Annotated in this window: 12 protein-coding genes; 9 read left to right on the forward strand and 3 right to left on the reverse strand. The window is 38.6% G+C overall.

Going from position 1 to position 16,274, the window contains the following annotated elements:
• Nucleotide 1: 1 nt before the first annotated feature.
• On the forward strand, nt 2-4,300 hold the full coding sequence (locus OQE68_RS12545) for an AAA domain-containing protein (protein ID WP_180569062.1): 4,299 nt from the start codon (nt 2-4) through the stop codon (nt 4,298-4,300).
• Between the two features lie 451 nt (nt 4,301-4,751).
• Nucleotides 4,752-5,573 carry a hypothetical protein gene (locus OQE68_RS12550; protein ID WP_180569063.1) on the forward strand — a complete coding sequence of 274 codons (822 nt, stop codon included), beginning with the start codon at nt 4,752-4,754 and terminating at the stop codon, nt 5,571-5,573.
• Between the two features lie 150 nt (nt 5,574-5,723).
• On the opposite strand, the gene OQE68_RS12555 is transcribed toward OQE68_RS12550, so the two are convergent.
• A complete protein-coding gene (locus OQE68_RS12555; protein WP_180569064.1) occupies nt 5,724-5,963 on the reverse strand; it encodes a hypothetical protein in 240 nt (79 codons plus the stop codon).
• Nucleotides 5,964-6,048: 85 nt separating this feature from the next.
• On the reverse strand, nt 6,049-7,293 hold the full coding sequence (locus OQE68_RS12560) for an aromatic ring-hydroxylating oxygenase subunit alpha (protein WP_180569065.1): 1,245 nt from the start codon (nt 7,291-7,293) through the stop codon (nt 6,049-6,051).
• 150 nt (nt 7,294-7,443) lie between these two features.
• On the opposite strand from OQE68_RS12560, the gene OQE68_RS12565 reads away from it, so the two are divergent.
• Nucleotides 7,444-8,397, forward strand: a complete 954-nt coding sequence (locus tag OQE68_RS12565) for a LysR family transcriptional regulator (RefSeq protein ID WP_180569066.1) — start codon at nt 7,444-7,446, stop codon at nt 8,395-8,397.
• Nucleotides 8,398-8,477: 80 nt separating this feature from the next.
• On the opposite strand, the gene OQE68_RS12570 is transcribed toward OQE68_RS12565, so the two are convergent.
• Nucleotides 8,478-8,834, reverse strand: coding sequence for a hypothetical protein (locus OQE68_RS12570; protein ID WP_180569067.1), 357 nt, complete (start codon nt 8,832-8,834; stop codon nt 8,478-8,480).
• Nucleotides 8,835-9,184: 350 nt separating this feature from the next.
• On the opposite strand from OQE68_RS12570, the gene OQE68_RS12575 reads away from it, so the two are divergent.
• The 6 genes from OQE68_RS12575 to OQE68_RS12600 all read left to right on the forward strand — a co-directional run bounded on the left by OQE68_RS12575 (nt 9,185) and on the right by OQE68_RS12600 (nt 16,018).
• Nucleotides 9,185-10,180: a dihydrodipicolinate synthase family protein gene (locus tag OQE68_RS12575; protein WP_180569068.1), complete on the forward strand. Its 996-nt coding sequence runs from the start codon at nt 9,185-9,187 to the stop codon at nt 10,178-10,180.
• Nucleotides 10,173-11,690 carry an aldehyde dehydrogenase gene (locus tag OQE68_RS12580; RefSeq protein WP_180569069.1) on the forward strand — a complete coding sequence of 506 codons (1,518 nt, stop codon included), beginning with the start codon at nt 10,173-10,175 and terminating at the stop codon, nt 11,688-11,690. The genes OQE68_RS12575 and OQE68_RS12580 overlap by 8 nt, the downstream gene beginning before the upstream one ends.
• A gap of 106 nt (nt 11,691-11,796) precedes the next feature.
• Nucleotides 11,797-13,248, forward strand: coding sequence for an NAD(P)/FAD-dependent oxidoreductase (locus OQE68_RS12585; protein WP_255490898.1), 1,452 nt, complete (start codon nt 11,797-11,799; stop codon nt 13,246-13,248).
• 40 nt (nt 13,249-13,288) lie between these two features.
• Entirely contained in the window at nt 13,289-14,278 is a 990-nt protein-coding gene (locus OQE68_RS12590) for an isopenicillin N synthase family dioxygenase (protein WP_180569070.1), read from the forward strand.
• A gap of 284 nt (nt 14,279-14,562) precedes the next feature.
• Nucleotides 14,563-15,744 carry a TIGR02281 family clan AA aspartic protease gene (locus OQE68_RS12595; RefSeq protein ID WP_180569071.1) on the forward strand — a complete coding sequence of 394 codons (1,182 nt, stop codon included), beginning with the start codon at nt 14,563-14,565 and terminating at the stop codon, nt 15,742-15,744.
• A 46-nt stretch (nt 15,745-15,790) separates the two neighbouring features.
• Nucleotides 15,791-16,018 carry a hypothetical protein gene (locus OQE68_RS12600; RefSeq protein WP_180569072.1) on the forward strand — a complete coding sequence of 76 codons (228 nt, stop codon included), beginning with the start codon at nt 15,791-15,793 and terminating at the stop codon, nt 16,016-16,018.
• Nucleotides 16,019-16,274: the final 256 nt, after the last annotated feature.

Here is a 16,274-nt window from a genome sequence, read left to right on the forward strand (position 1 = left end):
AATGCGGTTTTTAACAAATAAAAATATAGAGCAGGGTGTTTCTGCAAAATATGATCGAAAAAATAGATATGTTGTAAAGCGCTATAAGACAAAAGCTGGCTCTTTTGTTTATTTGCTTACCAATAGCAGTAATAATGATCGTTTGGCCATTCCGCATTACCTTATGGATAGGTTTAGAGCACTTTTAGTAAAGCTACATAAAAAAATGGAGAAAGCAGCTGCTCAAGACATCGAAATAGATGAAAAGTTATACTTTAAGGATGCTGAATACTATCGTTTTGAATATACAGCCAATACATTAGAGCATTTAATTATTGTTGATCTGAATAGTGCAGGTCGGTTTAATATTTATAGGGAAGCTGTTAATACTGTCGTTGATCTGTTATACGATGCTGGATTGGATCACCCAAATGGCGTCTTTGATAGGATTATTGATTATCACAAGCTATTTCAGTTCACTTTTAATGAGGGCAGTGAAAGTATAACCAGTGGTTTATCCGTTCGGCGTAATACACTGATTGAAATGGGGGATTATATTCCTCTTGAAAAGGATGCACAAAATCATGTGATTTCTGTTACAACAGCCCCTACTTCGTTTGACAATGGTTTAACTCAAAAAAGTGGTGGAGTTAAAAAAGCTGCGGATACTAAAAATTTAGAATTTAAAAGAAAGCTGGGTGAACGTAATACAGAGCAAAATCACACTGTAGATTATGATACGCTGTTCGGAGCATCATCTGCCAAGAAGGCTAAGCGTCCAGTAAACAATAAGGCAAAGCTACCTTCTATTAAGATAACCAAGACAAGTTGCCCATTACCATTGTTGGCTGGTGATATTAAATCGCATACAGCGAAAGTTTATAAGTGTGAGCTAACATCAGAAGATGCATCAGCCCTGAGAAAAGGTGTACTTGCTGATCGAGATGCAGAACATCTACTAGGATTTGAAATATTCACTGCCATTTTTAAGAAAAATGGAAAGCTAAAAAGTTTTAGCTTTCCTCTTTATTATATGAATGTGAAGGTTGAAGAGTCTGGTCGATTTTTGCATGTCTATCCACCTGAAAATGGTGATGTATATCTTAATCATCTTAGTTTGTCAGTATTTATAGAAAACTTTTCAGATTCTAAAAAGAGTGAGCCGCTAGACTCATTTTTTAATACACTACTCTCTCAGAAAATAGAGATTGATAAAAAACTTCATAATATATCAATTCGTCGCCAACTGCCCTATAGTGAAGATGTATTTCGACAAACTCGTGAGATATTAATAGGTAAAAGAGGTGAAAATGGTAAGGGGGGCATTATTGAAAACCTCAATATTATTGGCATCGAGTGTGATTTAGGCTCAGTAGTTTTATATAGAGCTGAACGAAATCCTTCACCTTTAACAAGGGCTCTAGACTTGGATTTAAAGAAAATTCAACGTACTGCTCATGAATACCCAGATAGATTTTATACATCCCTATTGGGTAAGTTTCTTAATCCAGAACTAAAAACTAATAGTATCAATGTAGAGCAGTTTTGTTCTACTCCCCTAAGCCCTGGAACCCTGACTAAATCTTCGAAGGCATTGACTCAAAATTTGAATGACCATGACTTTGTTTTACTTGAAGGACCTCCTGGAACGGGTAAAACATTTACTATTAGAAATCTATTGATACACTGCTTAAACTCTGATAAAAAACTATTAATTGTAAGTGATCAGCAAGCAGCAATCCATGCGCTTAATGAAAAAATACAAGAATATTTAGTTGGTAAAGATGTTGCGTCTGTGACAGCAGCAAAAACGATGAACTTATGGAAAAGTGCAATTAAAGTGATTGATGAAGTGCCTTCAAGCACTGATGATCTAGGATTATGGATAAACAAGCTCTCAAAAATGTTAGCAATGGATCTGTCTCGTGAACAGGATTGGCCCCATGATAACCCTAAAATATTAGAAGATATCCGGCAGTTAGACTTAGAATATCAGGAGGTAAAGGAGAATATAGGGAGGGTATTGAATAAAAGTTTTGAGTTGGTTAATCGTAAAAGCCAAATTATACCAAAAAATCTTCACCCGAGTAATCATGATGATATCTCCGACTTAACAGCATTTTTAACATTTATTGGTTCTGGAGAGCTGTCCAAAGCCAACAAATCAGTAGGTTATCGAAAGCATTTAGCATTAACGAGTAAGTTTGTTGAGTTACGGCGGGATATGTTAAATAGTAACTACGCATCATGCTACCCGGACTTTGAGTTCAGGATGGAAAGTATTGATGAGCTAGAAGCTATAGTTTCAGGCCATATTAATATCTTGCAACTACTTATTAAAGAAAGACCAAAAACTGAAGACGAGTTTTTTAATTTATTTCAAACTGAAGTAGAATCATATATTAACTCATTTTTGGTTGACTACTGGACAAAGTGTTTTGATTCCATATCAAATGGCTCAATTACCTTAAAAATACAGGCAACTTTGAAACACCCTTGTATCAGTGTTTGGAAAAACCTTTTAAAACAATTATTATTTCATCAAGACTTCATCAGTATAGTTAAAAACTGTGAAAACCCTGATCAGATATTACGACAATTCAATCAAATACATCATTTTCTTGATCCAAATAATGTAGATGTTGAACATTGTTTAGCATTTGATATCTGTCTGTATTTTTTGAGTGGTTATAGAGAGGTATCAATAAACTATCAGCTGGAGCAGTTGACAAAAATTCAGCAAAAAAGAGATACGCTAATAAAGGAGATGTGCCTTCTTAAACTGACAAGCATATCCAAAAAAGCTATTGCTAATCGACAAAATGGCACTAACAGAGCTACTAAAATTAATAACCTTGTAGAGTCATTGAAATCCTGTAATACGATCGATACAGGTAGTGGCGCTTCCATTCTCAAAGAACTTCAGGAAGAACTTTGGGATTGTTTCCCGATTTGGATTTGTCGAAAGCAAGCGGTTCCATTTCTATTTCCATCTAAAGAAAACATGATTGATTTAGTGGTAGTCGATGAAGCAGGGCAGTGTCGAGTTGATGATGCTTTACCTTTGTTATATCGCGCTAAAAAGCTAATGGTAGTTGGCGATGACAAGCAAACGGTATTTAATAAAAACTCAATTATAGATGACTATTTATTTCGCGAAGCAGAGCTGGAAGAGCACTTACGCAGTATTCAAGCTAGAGGAGTCAAAGGTGGAGGATCAAACCTTTTTGAATTAGTTAAATCGATCAAGCAAGGCGGTGTGCTATTAGATGAGCATTATCGATGCCCTCCCTCAATAATCGCTTATTCCAATGAGTATGTTTACAATAATGATTTAAAAATAATGCAGTGGCAACTTCCCAGCTCAGCGCCATCAGTTGTTGTGGACTATGGTGAGAAAATAGCTACCAGCAATAAAAAAACGACTAACTGGAAATATAAAGGAATCGAAGTCGAAATGGTTGATCGATTCTTTAGCTATATTGTAAAAACAATAAAGAAAATAGAAAAGGAAACTAAACGAATAATAAATGTAGAAACTGATGTGGCAATTTGCTATTTTCTATTGAAAAATGAACCATATATTAAAGATAATAAATCCAAGTTACTTGCAAAACTAGACAGAGGACGTGATGTATTAGATGGGGCAGGTGCTGCGCTGCAGGGTAAAGAAAGGGACTATATATTTTATTATTGGGATATTAGCAGTTCCAATCTAGCTTCTTTCCGGCAAGGGGATGATCCGGACAAACGGAAAGGAGAACTCAATGTATTGATGAGTAGACCCAAGGTCAGAGCTTATCATTATTTACATAGGAACTTTGAAACACTAAATCATGGTTCGACAACAATAACCAATTATCTGTGGAACACCTATCGCTCTCAAAATAAAAGGAGTACTAAAGTTCGCTCTAATAACGACTATATTTGGGCAGATAGCACGAGTGGGCACGCGATCATTGCTATTCTTTCACATTTATGGAGTTGTCGATCTATACCTGCAGTAGATACTTATGAACCATATTTTAATATTGTTATTGGTAATCCAAAACAAAAAGTTGATCTTATGCTGGTTCCAAAAAATGATACAAAATCTAGTTTAACTGATAAATCTATTGCTGTAGTTGATTTAAGTTCTTTTAAGATGAGTGACAACTCAGTAGATGATGTGGTTGATTACTACTTTCAGCTACAGAGAGCGGTTCCACGTGTAGATCCAGTATTTACTTTTATTCATGAAATAGCGGATGAACGATCCGGCGCTTATCAGCAAATTGAAAAGAAAATACTGGCAGAGGTGCCTGTTCGGAGACGATCTTAAATATTTGTGCCTTTTGTTTACCCTATACTTACTTTGTGAAGTGTAGGGAATCATGATGATGCTTTTCACAAAACCTACACATCTTTCACTTTTTTTAAATTTCTATATTATTTTTTGTAATAAAAAATTTCGCTTTAAGTTTTATCCTGATTTTTATATTCATAGGATGAACTTTATTATTTGATTGCTTAGATTATTTTTGACTCATTAATTAGATAGAAAAGACTAAACTATCTTAGGAATTTGTCTATACTACTTGCAATGAAGGTTATAAACATGCTGTGACTTTATATTGACCTAAGGAGTATATTGATTCAGGTAGTTGCTTGTTGTCTAAATTTACCTGATGAGTTTAACGTTTTATTTTGAGTGCATATTGATTGTTTGTTTAAAAATTTTTATATATTGAAAATATACTATTTTTTTAAAAGAATACAAACATGAGGTTTGAGTGATCTATCTAAAAAGAATTGGCTTTATTGCTCTTTTCTCTTTATCAATGAGTGTATACAGCACGCAGTCTGTTGATGTTTGGACGTATTACAGAAACCCTCCGTTTGTCGTTAACTCAGAAAACAATCATGGGCTGACTTACAAATTTTTTTGTTATATTAATATTAAGTATAAAAATAAAATAGAGTTTACTGTGCATTTTATACCCAGAAGAAGAATAGATTACTATCTTTCTAAAGGAAAGGCGGGTGTGGTCCCCTGGGTTAGTCCATTATTTTTTAATGATAACAATATGGATCGTTATCTCTGGAGTCAAACAATCATTGATGATCAGCAGGATATTATTTCATTAACAACAAACAAAGTTACTTATTCAAACAAACAGGCACTCATTGGATTGTTAGTAGGGGCTATTATTGGACATCGTTACACGGTTATCGATGATCTTGTTGAAGATAACTTAATGTTTAGAAAAGATTTTCGTAATGAAAAAATAATTTTAAATGTTTTATTGAATAATAGGGTTGATTTTATTACCTTGCCAAGGTCAACAATTCAATACTACATCAGGAGCTTAGGGCTTGAAGAAAAATTATATATTTCACCAAAACCATTGCAATCGTACACTCGCCGATTGTTGATTACTCCAAATCTAAAAAATGTACACCAGTTTTTCATTAAAGTCCTACCAGAACTTATAAAAAGCCCTGCTTGGTTTTTTATAAAAGAGCAATATGACTTTGATGAAAATACGAAATTTAAAAAAGAGCTACTTAGCAAGGAAGAGGCTGAATATATCAAAGCATGTGAATTTTTATAAACATCTAGAACTCATGCCTTTGGCTTTAAATATAAGTTAACATTATTTTAAATTATATGAAAACCTAATCTCTCGGTAAACATATAGATAAAAATATATTAGCCACATAATTACCAAGAGGATATCGATGGATTTACTGAGCAAGCGTTTTTATTGGTTTGACTCTAAAACTTCAATTCGGGATTTTAACCCTTTAATAGACTCAAGTAGAACTGGAATCAAACCAAGATAATCAATCTGTAAATAGCCTTGATTATCTTGCTTAACTAAGTCTGGAAATTCTACTTGTACCTCTTGTGCTATAACTTCATATTCAGTTTCACCTGTTAAATGACCTTGAATATACCCTTCGCGAATGATTTTAGGTTTGTTATCATCGTTCCTAATCACCCCAATCACCTATTAATATAGACTCATGGGGGCAAGTCTACTACTGTAAGACTTGCGGTAGCGACTTTAATGGATATAAAAAGTGCTACTGGAACTCGTCACTTGATGGCTTCACCTTATAGTTTGTTAATTTGTTTTTCATGGTATCACAGTACCAATCAACAAACTGGCAAACTCCATTTTCAGCAATATCAGAAAAAGGCCCTGGAATATAAGCCGGTGAGTTTACTCCACGATAAGTTTCTTCTACTAACTGGCGGTCTTGATCATTGGTAGCAAGCCAAACTTTGGTTAAATTATCCAGGTCATAATCTATCCCTTCTTGTGCATCTTTATGGACTAACCATTTGGTGGTTACCAGAGTTTCACCTGGACTTAAGGGTAAAACCCGAAAGCTTAGAGCATGGTCACCAAGAACATGGTTCCAGGTGGATGGGTAGTTAAAATACAGCAGTGCGCCAATATTAGGCTCAGTAGAATTATCCAAGCGTTTGTTAACAGCAGCTTTACCATTCATGGTATAGCTGGTGGCGTTATTAAAAAGCGGGATGCGGGTTATTCGGTATTGGCCCTGTTGATCCATTACCATATGGCTAGGGAATCCAGCCGCTTCACAGCGCTCCCAATGGGCTTTCAGCTCTGGGTCTTCTTCACCTCCAACACCTGCAACACTGAGGTTTTCAACAAATGAGTTTAATAATTCAGGGTGGTTGGCGTCACAGTGGTAGCACTCGCGGTTATTTTCAAAAACCAACTTCCAATTGCCTTTTTCAACCAAGTTAGACTCATAGGCTATTTTGCAGTTATCCAACTGATGAGGTGACAAAAAGGATGAAACCGCCTCTCGAAACTGGCTGAAATCTGGGGCGTGCTCAGCAACACATACATAAATATAAGTATTAATTATTTCGCAGTGGGCAGGCAGTAAACCATAGTTGTTTTTATTAAATTGCTCCCCCATATTACCTGCAAACAATAATTTTCCATCCAGATCAAAGGTCCAGCTGTGGTAGGGGCAGACGAGCTTAGCCACTTTTCCTTTAGTCTTTGAGCAAACCCTTGATCCTCGGTGTCGACAAGCATTATGAAAGGCATGAATATCACCGCTGCTGTCCCTGACAACAACAATTGGATAATTGCCTACCTGTAAGGTGATGTATTCGCCAGGTTTTTCAATTTCAAAGGTATGACCAGCAAAAATCCACTCTTGATGCCAAATTTGCTCTAAGTCATCTTGATATACCGTAGAACTAAGATACAACTCACGGCTTAGCCCATGGCGGGGCTCTCTTTGGTTGATCAGAGACAGTGTTGTTGATTTACTAGTCATGTGCTTGATACTCCTAATGCAGCGTGTGTTGTATGCGTTTAAGGCCCTTGGCTAGCTATTTATGCTGGTATCTAGCTATCCTTGCAGTCTAGAGATGCTAGTAGTTGAAGCAAAACGACTTTTTATTAAAGATATTAACAACAAGAAGTTATGGTTAAACATGTAGAACCCGACAAAATACTGCTGAAAATGCCCTCGCTGAGAGCAGTCAAATCTTTTGTTGCAGCCGCTAAGTACCAAAACTTTACCCGTGCAGCAGAAGCATTATGTGTTACCCAGGCAGCAATTAGCCGCCAGATTCGTGAGTTAGAGGCAGCCCTAGGAGTCGACTTATTTAAACGAGCAGGCCGTGCAGTGGAACTCACTGAAGCGGGTACAATTTTTTATGATGCGGCGTATTTGTCGTTTGTAAATATTGCCCAGGCAGCAGACAGAATTAAGTCTGCACACTCAAGTAAAAAAGTGCTTACTATTTGTTGTTCTCCTGCATTTTCTGCCTTATGGCTATCCCGTCGATTGCCTGATTTTTTTGCCGCTAACCCAGAAATTGATATTAATGTGGTAACCACAGAAAATTTTTTAAAAATGGAACCTGGAGTTTATCCTGATGTTTTTATTAATAAAGTAACTGATCCCCGTGAAGGTTATCGATCGATTCCACTATTTCACGATATCATTTACCCGGTATGCACCCCGCAATTTTTAGCGGAAAATCCAGATATTAATACATTAACTGGACTACGTGATACAGTATTGTTAAATCTGAGCCCTTATGGTCGAGCCCAGATCGCTGAGCATGTGGATTGGTCCGTGTGGTTTGCATTTCATGACGTGCAGTTAAATAAACGCCCTCGCTCAGGTAAGCATTTATTTAATGCCAACGACTATAATATGCTAATTCAAATGGTATTAAGCCACCAAGGTGTGTCATTGGGGTGGCATCATTTAGTTGGGCCGTTAGTTGATCAGGGGCTATTAGTCAGGCCAATTGAGCAAGAAGTGATATTTAAGGAAAAACTCCATTATTTAACTTATACGGAAGACAAAGAAGATAATGATGAATTTAGCCAGTTTAGAGATTGGTTGCTGTCTTCATTAAGTTGAATTTTTAGAGCTGCACCAAATATTTGCTAAGTTAAGTAGGGGCAGGACAGTCTGCCCCTGTTGATTAGAAACACTTGTTCTTAATTGTAATTTACTGTGCAGCTGTATTCATAGTTTGATGCGTCAGCTGGTGGGTTTGGTATATATCTGGCACTTAGAGAGAGAGTTGCCAACTGCTCAGTTGAAAAATAATTAGGGGCATAAAGCACCTCAAAATTATATCCATAATTACTATTCTGGTTATACCATTTGCCAGCTGAACCAATCCAAGCACTAGGGTACGCTTGCTTTAGCTCCCCTAATTCTACGGCACAGTATTTTGATAAATGGTAAATTGCATCACTTGCTTCCTTGCCTAACTGAACATAGGTAGAAGAAAAGGCGCTTGTGCTGGTTACTATTGCAGCGAAAACAGCTGCTTTAGCTAATATTTTCATTTACTTTTTGTCCTATAAAAAGTATCCCTGGAGTCGCTATCTTTAGCTAATAATTTTAATGAGTAATACTTGGGTGCGACTATATAAAGCATAAATACGACACTAATTCCCAGATTAAAACCAATTTTTATAACCTAGCGATAGACTATTTATTACTGCTTCCCCGCCCTATATTCATTAGCTTTCCCTAATTGATAGCAACCACTTTTGATAACCCAACGTTATGTTTTTTCCGAAATAAATGTTGCTGTGGTTTTTTCTGCTTCTTCGCTAGTCTGTCATTCAGTTATAAAGGTTGTCAGCTACAATGATGTCCTGGAGAAGAATTATATTAAGTGTAAGGGGGTTAAATGCAATTCGAAGGGATTTATACGCCAGTTATCACACCATTTAGTGATGACTATTCAATCGATTATGACGCCTTTTCGGCGATGGTTGAACACTTAGTCAATACTAATGTTAATGGCATTATTGTAGGTGGCACTACCGGTGAGTATTACGTTGAAAGTAATGCAGAACGGGTGCGCTTGTTGGAAATAGCAATGGAATGTGTTGGAGGACGAATACCCGTCGTATTTGGTACCGGCTCACTTAACCCAGACGATTCCATTTTATTGGCAGAGGCTGCAGTTAAACAGGGGGCTGATGCTTTATTAGTAGCAACACCGCCGTATTCTTTGCCCACTGAACGTGAATTGGCCAGACATGCGTTGGCTGTTGATCGGGCCGCTAATCTACCCATTATGCTGTACAACTACCCTGGTCGAATGGGGGTGATGATGGGGGAGGAATTTTTAGATCGAGTGGGTCGTTCGTCAAATTTTTGTGCCATTAAAGAAAGCTCTGGTGACCCAAATCGATTGCATTTATTAGCTCGTGATTACCCACATATTCAGCTTTCCTGTGGTATGGATGACCAGGCCTTGGAATTTTTTGCCTGGGGGGCTAGTAGCTGGGTTTGTGCTGGCTCTAATTTTTTACCTGGTGAGCATTCCGCGTTATATCAGGCTTGTGTCGTAGAAGGTGACTTCAAGAAAGGCCGTCGCATTATGTCAGCAATGATGCCATTAATGCGAATATTAGAGCAGGGTGGCAAGTTTATTCAGAGTGTTAAATATGGAGTAACCCTTGAAGGGCTTAAAGCGGGTATTACCAGAAAACCACTTTATGGTCTGAACAAAGATGAAAAACGTGCATTAGAGCAAGTGATTCGCACAGTTAAAACGACTATTGCCTGCATTATAGAAGCGCCTCAGCAGCCAGGCTCGGTGGTTGAAGTTACCTCCAATAAGCAAGCTCCAAGAACAACGAATACCACGGAAAAGGAAAATATAAGCTATGTCTGATTTACTCACTCATGATGAATATCTTGCTATTGCAGCTGATTTAAACCCACCTTCTATGAGTTTTATTGACGGTCGATTTCGTCCGGCAAAATCGGGTAACACCTTAGCCACTATTAATCCTGCCACTGGAAAAAAACTGGCAGACATTGCTGCCTGTGACAAGGAAGATGTTGATTTTGCTGTTGAAAAAGCCCGTGAATCGTTTGATGATGGTCGCTGGCGCTGTCTTCATCCCAGTGAACGTAAAGATGTATTAATTCGTTTATGTAAATTAATTGCCCGTAATCGACGTGAGTTGGCCGTGTTGGAAGCGCTTGACTCTGGCAAGCCAATTAAAGATTGCGAAACCATTGATATTCCAGAGTTAATTCACACGATTAAATGGCATGCAGAAGCCATTGATAAAATTTACGATCAAACGGCACCTGTTGGAAATGATGCGATTTCAATAATTGTTCGGGAGCCCATTGGTGTAGTTGGTGCAGTATTACCATGGAACTTTCCCTTATTAATGCTGGCTTGGAAAATGGGGCCGGCATTAGCGGCAGGTTGCTCAATGGTAATCAAGCCAGCGGAGCAGACATCACTCACGGCTTTACGCATTGCCGAATTAGCCATGGAAGCAGGATTACCCCGAGGTGTGTTAAATATAGTGACTGGCACTGGCAAAGACGTTGGTGAACCAATAGGTATGCATCGGGATGTGGATATGGTGAGTTTTACCGGCTCTACGGCAACTGGCCGATGCTTCTTACGTTATGCTGCTGACTCTAACCTGAAAAAAGTCGTATTGGAATGTGGCGGGAAAAACCCCTGTATTGTTCTGGAAGATGCTGAAGATTTAGATCGAGTCGCAGCTCAGGTAGTGAATGCAGCATTTTGGAATATGGGAGAGAACTGCTCCGCAGGTTCACGACTGATAGTGCATAAAAAAATTAAAGAGGAATTACTGGAAAGAGTTAAAGCTCATGCCCGTGAATGGCGTACCGGCGATCCATTAGACCCCGCTAATCACTTGGGTGCATTAGTAGACCAAAACCATTTTAAAAAAGTGGCCAGCTATTTACATTACGGAAAAGACTCTGGCAAACAAGTGATTCTGGGCGGTGAAACTACGGATGGTATTTATGTTCAGCCCACTATTTTTGATGGGGTGGATTCACAAGATCGCTTAGCTCAGGAGGAAATATTTGGCCCGGTTTTATCGGTTATAACCGTAGGCAGTTATGACGAAGCGATTCAAGTGGCCAATAACACCGATTATGGTTTAGCGGCCTCTGTTTTTACAGCTAATGCTAAACGTGCCTTACGTGCAGCACAAGCTGTTCGGGCTGGTACTGTAACGGTTAATTGCTTTGGTGAAGGTGATATCACCACACCGTTTGGTGGTTATAAACAGTCTGGTTTTGGTGGACGAGATAATTCTATTCATGCCCATGACCAATATACCGAGCTAAAAACTATTTGGTTAGATATCAGTGATCCTGTTGATGAGGCCTGTGTGGATTAAACCTGGGAAATAATATAGTCAAAGCGAATGGTTTTTAGGGGCGGCCGTCGAGCGATGAAGCCCTATGAGTTTATGTTTTATAAATGATTAGGGTGAAGGCAGTTAAATGCTCCTGCTTAAACTGCATTCCCACCATCCATGGTGGTCAGCGACGACAACAAACCATAAAAATCATTCGCGAAGAGTATGGATTGATGGTTGGGCCTGGATTATGAAAAAAGTCGTTCATGTTAACCGGATACCAAAAGACACTGGGCCTGCTGCTTGGAATCGCATTCTTAGCCCCGTGCAATCCTATCCGACACTGACAGGTACTGTTTTAGCAGACTGGGTAATTGTGGGTGGTGGATTTACCGGAATGGCTGCAGCACGTCGTTTGAGTCAATTGGTTCCTAACGACAAAGTTGTCATGTTAGAGGCCGGCCATCTTGCTGAAGGCCCAGCGGGACGTAACAGTGGTTTTATGATTGATCTGCCTCACGAGCTGAATTCAAAAAGTTATGCAGGAGGGCGCGAGCAAGATAAAAAACAAATTCGCTTAAACCGGGTTGCTATTGATTTTGCTAGGCAAATGGCTCACGACTTTGCAATACCACAAGAGGTGTTTGACTTATCTGGCAAAGTGACAGGCGCTGCTTCTGCCCGAGGAGAAAAACATATTGATTGTTATTTGAAACATATTAAGGCGTTGGATGAACAATATCGGCTGTTAGATCAAGCAGAAATGAAGGCGTTAACCGGATCTGATTATTACACTAAAGGCTTGTTTACTCCTGGCACTGCAATGATTCAACCGGCGGCATTTATTCGTTTAATTGCGCAAGGGTTGAGAAAGGACGTTAGTATTTATGAAAATAGCCCAGTCATTGAAATGCAGTTGGGGCTTGAACACACCCTAAAAACCCCTAAAGGCAGGGTAAAAGCCAAACGGGTGATTCTAGCGGTAAATGGACATATCCAGTCGTTTGGTTATTTTAAGCAACAATTGATGCATATTTTTACTTATGCCTCCATGACCCGAGCATTAAACCAGAATGAGGTTCAGCGGCTTGGGGGGACTGCCAATTGGGGACTATTACCTGCTGATCCGATGGGTACTACAGTGCGGCGTACGTCTAATTGGAATGGCAGTGGTGAGCGGCTGACGATACGCAATCATTTTACTTTAAATCAATCGATGGAAGTCTCTGAAGCAGAGCTGATAAATGTGGCAAAAAATCATGACCAGGCGTTTAAAGCACGTTTTCCCATGTTGGCTGATGTAACAATGGAATATCGTTGGGGTGGCCGCTTATGCTTGTCGTTGAATTCTGTGCCAGCATTTGGTGAGTTGGAAGAGCGGGTATATGCGGCGGCATGTCAAAATGGTTTAGGCACAGTGAAAGGAACTTTATCGGGAATGATGGCTGTGGAATTGGCTACCAATCTGGATTCCCCCATTTTAAAAGAATTTATGGCTTATGATGCGCCTAGCCGTTTACCACCTGAGCCTTTTATGTCTTTAGGGGCAAATGCAGCCTTACGTTGGAAAGAATGGCGTGCTGGATGTGAAGTGTAATATCTGCTTTGTGATAGCCTAAAATGAAGGTGCTAAGTTTATGAGTGTAACAGTTGAAGATAGTTTACAAAGTAAAACAACTTCTTTTAATGAAATTCCGATAGTTGATATTGCCCCATTACTTGATAACAGTAACCCAATGAAAGTAGTGCAGGAAATAGGCTATATCTGTGAGCATATTGGATTTTTATATATTAAAAACCATGGTGTTGATGAGCAGTTAATTAAAGAGGCCTATGAGCTGACTGAAGCATTTTTTTTACTTCCGTTCGAAGAAAAAAATAAGTTGAATATTATCCATTCTGGTCAAACATTACGGGGTTATATTCCTATGTATGCTGAAAATGTTGACCCGGAAAATACTAGAGATTTTAAAGAGTGTTTTGATTTCGGGCAGGATACAGCAGAAATAAGCCCTTTTTTTGGCCCTAATCTAATGCCACAACAACCAGTGCACTTTAAAACTATTTTTGAGCAGTATCATCATGCTATGTTGGGTTTGGCCCGACAGTTAATCCGCGCGATTGGCTTAAGTTTAGGTTTACCCGCCGATTATTTTGCCAAATTACAAACCAAACCGATCACTATCCAACGGTTGTTGCATTATCCTCCCCAACAAGGAGAAATCACCAAAGAAGAATTTGGCATAGGTGCACATACGGATTACGGTTTTTTAACGATTCTGTCGCAGGATGCCAATGGTGGGCTACAAGTGCAGAATAGAAATGGCGATTGGGTCAGTGCGCCACCTGTAGATGGCACCCTGATTGTAAACATTGGCGATTTAGTGCAAACATTTACTAATGACCGTTATATTTCAACGCTGCATCGGGTAATTAACACCAGTGGTAAAGAGCGCTATTCTTTACCCTTCTTTATTGACCTTGATTATGACGCCAAAGTTAAGGTAGTACCGACTTGTCGTAGAGACGATACACCTAGCCAATATCAGTCTTATACCTGTGGGCAGCATAAGTATAAGCGGTTTGTCGATAGTTATACCCACTTACAAACTACTCTTCGCGAATGATTTTTATGCTTTGTTACCTTCACACTTCACCCCAGTCATTTAGTATACCTAAACTCCTGGGGGCAAGTCTGCTGCTGTATGACTTGCGGTAGCTACTTTAATTGACATATAAGTGCTACTGGGACTCAGCGTTCGGTGGCCTTGCCTAAATAATCCTTCGCTGTGAGTATATCTATAGGCTTTCGTATTCTTCTTTAAACATACAAAACTATTGATACAGAATACCTGACAGTTTTGTTATATTAACCTGAAGTGATATTGGTAAGATTGAGTAACAAGCTGTTGTGAAAAAAGCGATTTTTGTCTTGAGTGTGTTTTCTGTTGGGTTGGTAAGTGGTTGGTACGGCCATCAATATTGGCCTGACATCAGGCTTGTCTTGCTCAATGACAGTATGTCGGAACAGACACTGACAACAACAACTGTGCCTGTTGCAGCCATTAATAGTCAGTCGCTAGTTGAATCTAAATTAACTGCACCAATGCAATCATTTAAAGAACAGCTGGCTGACTGGAATACAACAAAAATCGTAGACCACTACCGAAAACTTACCCAACTGGATGATGAACATAAAAACTTTGCCCGTGCTGCTTTTATTGAAAAATTACAACAAGGGTTTGAGCAAGGTCAATATCAACAGCTAATCAAACTAATTAATAGTTACTTACAGTTCAATGCAGGTGACTACCAGGTAGTTTATATTCTGGCCGAAAGCTATCGAGCATTAGGTAATTTACCCGCTGCTATCAAAGCATACTATCAATTAGAGCAGTATGTATACGACTTTGATCAAATAGAGAATATCAAAGCAAAAATTCATACCCTAGTGCAGGCTTACCATAAAAAAGTAGTTAGTGAGAGTAGTGAAGGTGAACACTGGCCACTATTACTCAAGTTTTATGAAGAACTTGCCCTCTTAGATTCAAATAATTATGGCTATTTATTTAAGCAAGCTGAAATACATTACCAGTTGAATGACTTTCCTCGTTCTTTGGCACTACTTGATTACTTGCTTGCTGATGTAAAATGGGGGAATGTGGCACGACAGTTGAAGCATAAAATAGCCACTAAAATAAGAGCCAAAGAAGGTATCGCCCTTAGACAAAATAATGGTCATTATATAGTCTCTGGTGTTATTGATAACAGTCATCAAGTGGAATTACTAATTGATACGGGCGCTACCCTGTCAGTTGTATCGACTCGGTTTTTTAAACAGTTAGGAAATAATAGTGAAGCTGAATTTTTACATAATACCATGATGAGTACGGCTAATGGTCAATTAGTAGTACCGGTGTATCGTTTTAAACGGTTTGAAATCGCGGGCAGAGCCGTCAATGATATTGAGTTTGCAGTCATGGACTTACCTTCAATGGAAGTCTCACAAGGTTTGTTAGGGATGAACTTTCTGCGAAATTTTCGCTTTAATATGGACCAGGAAAATAGCCTGTTGTTTTTGGATTTAAAATAGGCTTAGTTGCTTAACCCAGTTATTAAAGGTGCCATTAAGAAGAAGTATGGTTAAAAAAGCAGTTTTACTATTAACTTTAATATTATCGAGTCAGGCTCTGGCAAGTGATTACTCCTACCAAAAAATTGCCAAACGCTATAGTGATACTGCCTTAACAGTTAAAAAAGTTAAGGCTGCAAAAATGCAAGGGGAATGTTTAGTCGGTTTAAAAAGACTCAATTTTAAAAGAAAGCAGCAGTTTGATCCTATTGCTGAATGGACTAACTACCGTTAAATTTCACTATTGGGCCAGTATTCACCTTGTGAGGTATTGCTAATAATGGAAGTAGCTCAAAAACAGTTACGGGAGCAAAAATAAGTAGTTATTCATCAAATATGGCTACTGCCCTTGTCCATCCAGCAGAAGCCCCTTTAATTTTTACTGGGAAGCATGAGATAGTAAAGCCATGGCTAGGTAGTGACTCTAAGTTATATAGCTTTTCTAAGTGATAATAACCCATGCATTTTTAAAATAAATTAGGGCCATTAAA

The organism is Spartinivicinus marinus (assembly GCF_026309355.1).
GTDB lineage: Bacteria > Pseudomonadota > Gammaproteobacteria > Pseudomonadales > Zooshikellaceae > Spartinivicinus > Spartinivicinus marinus.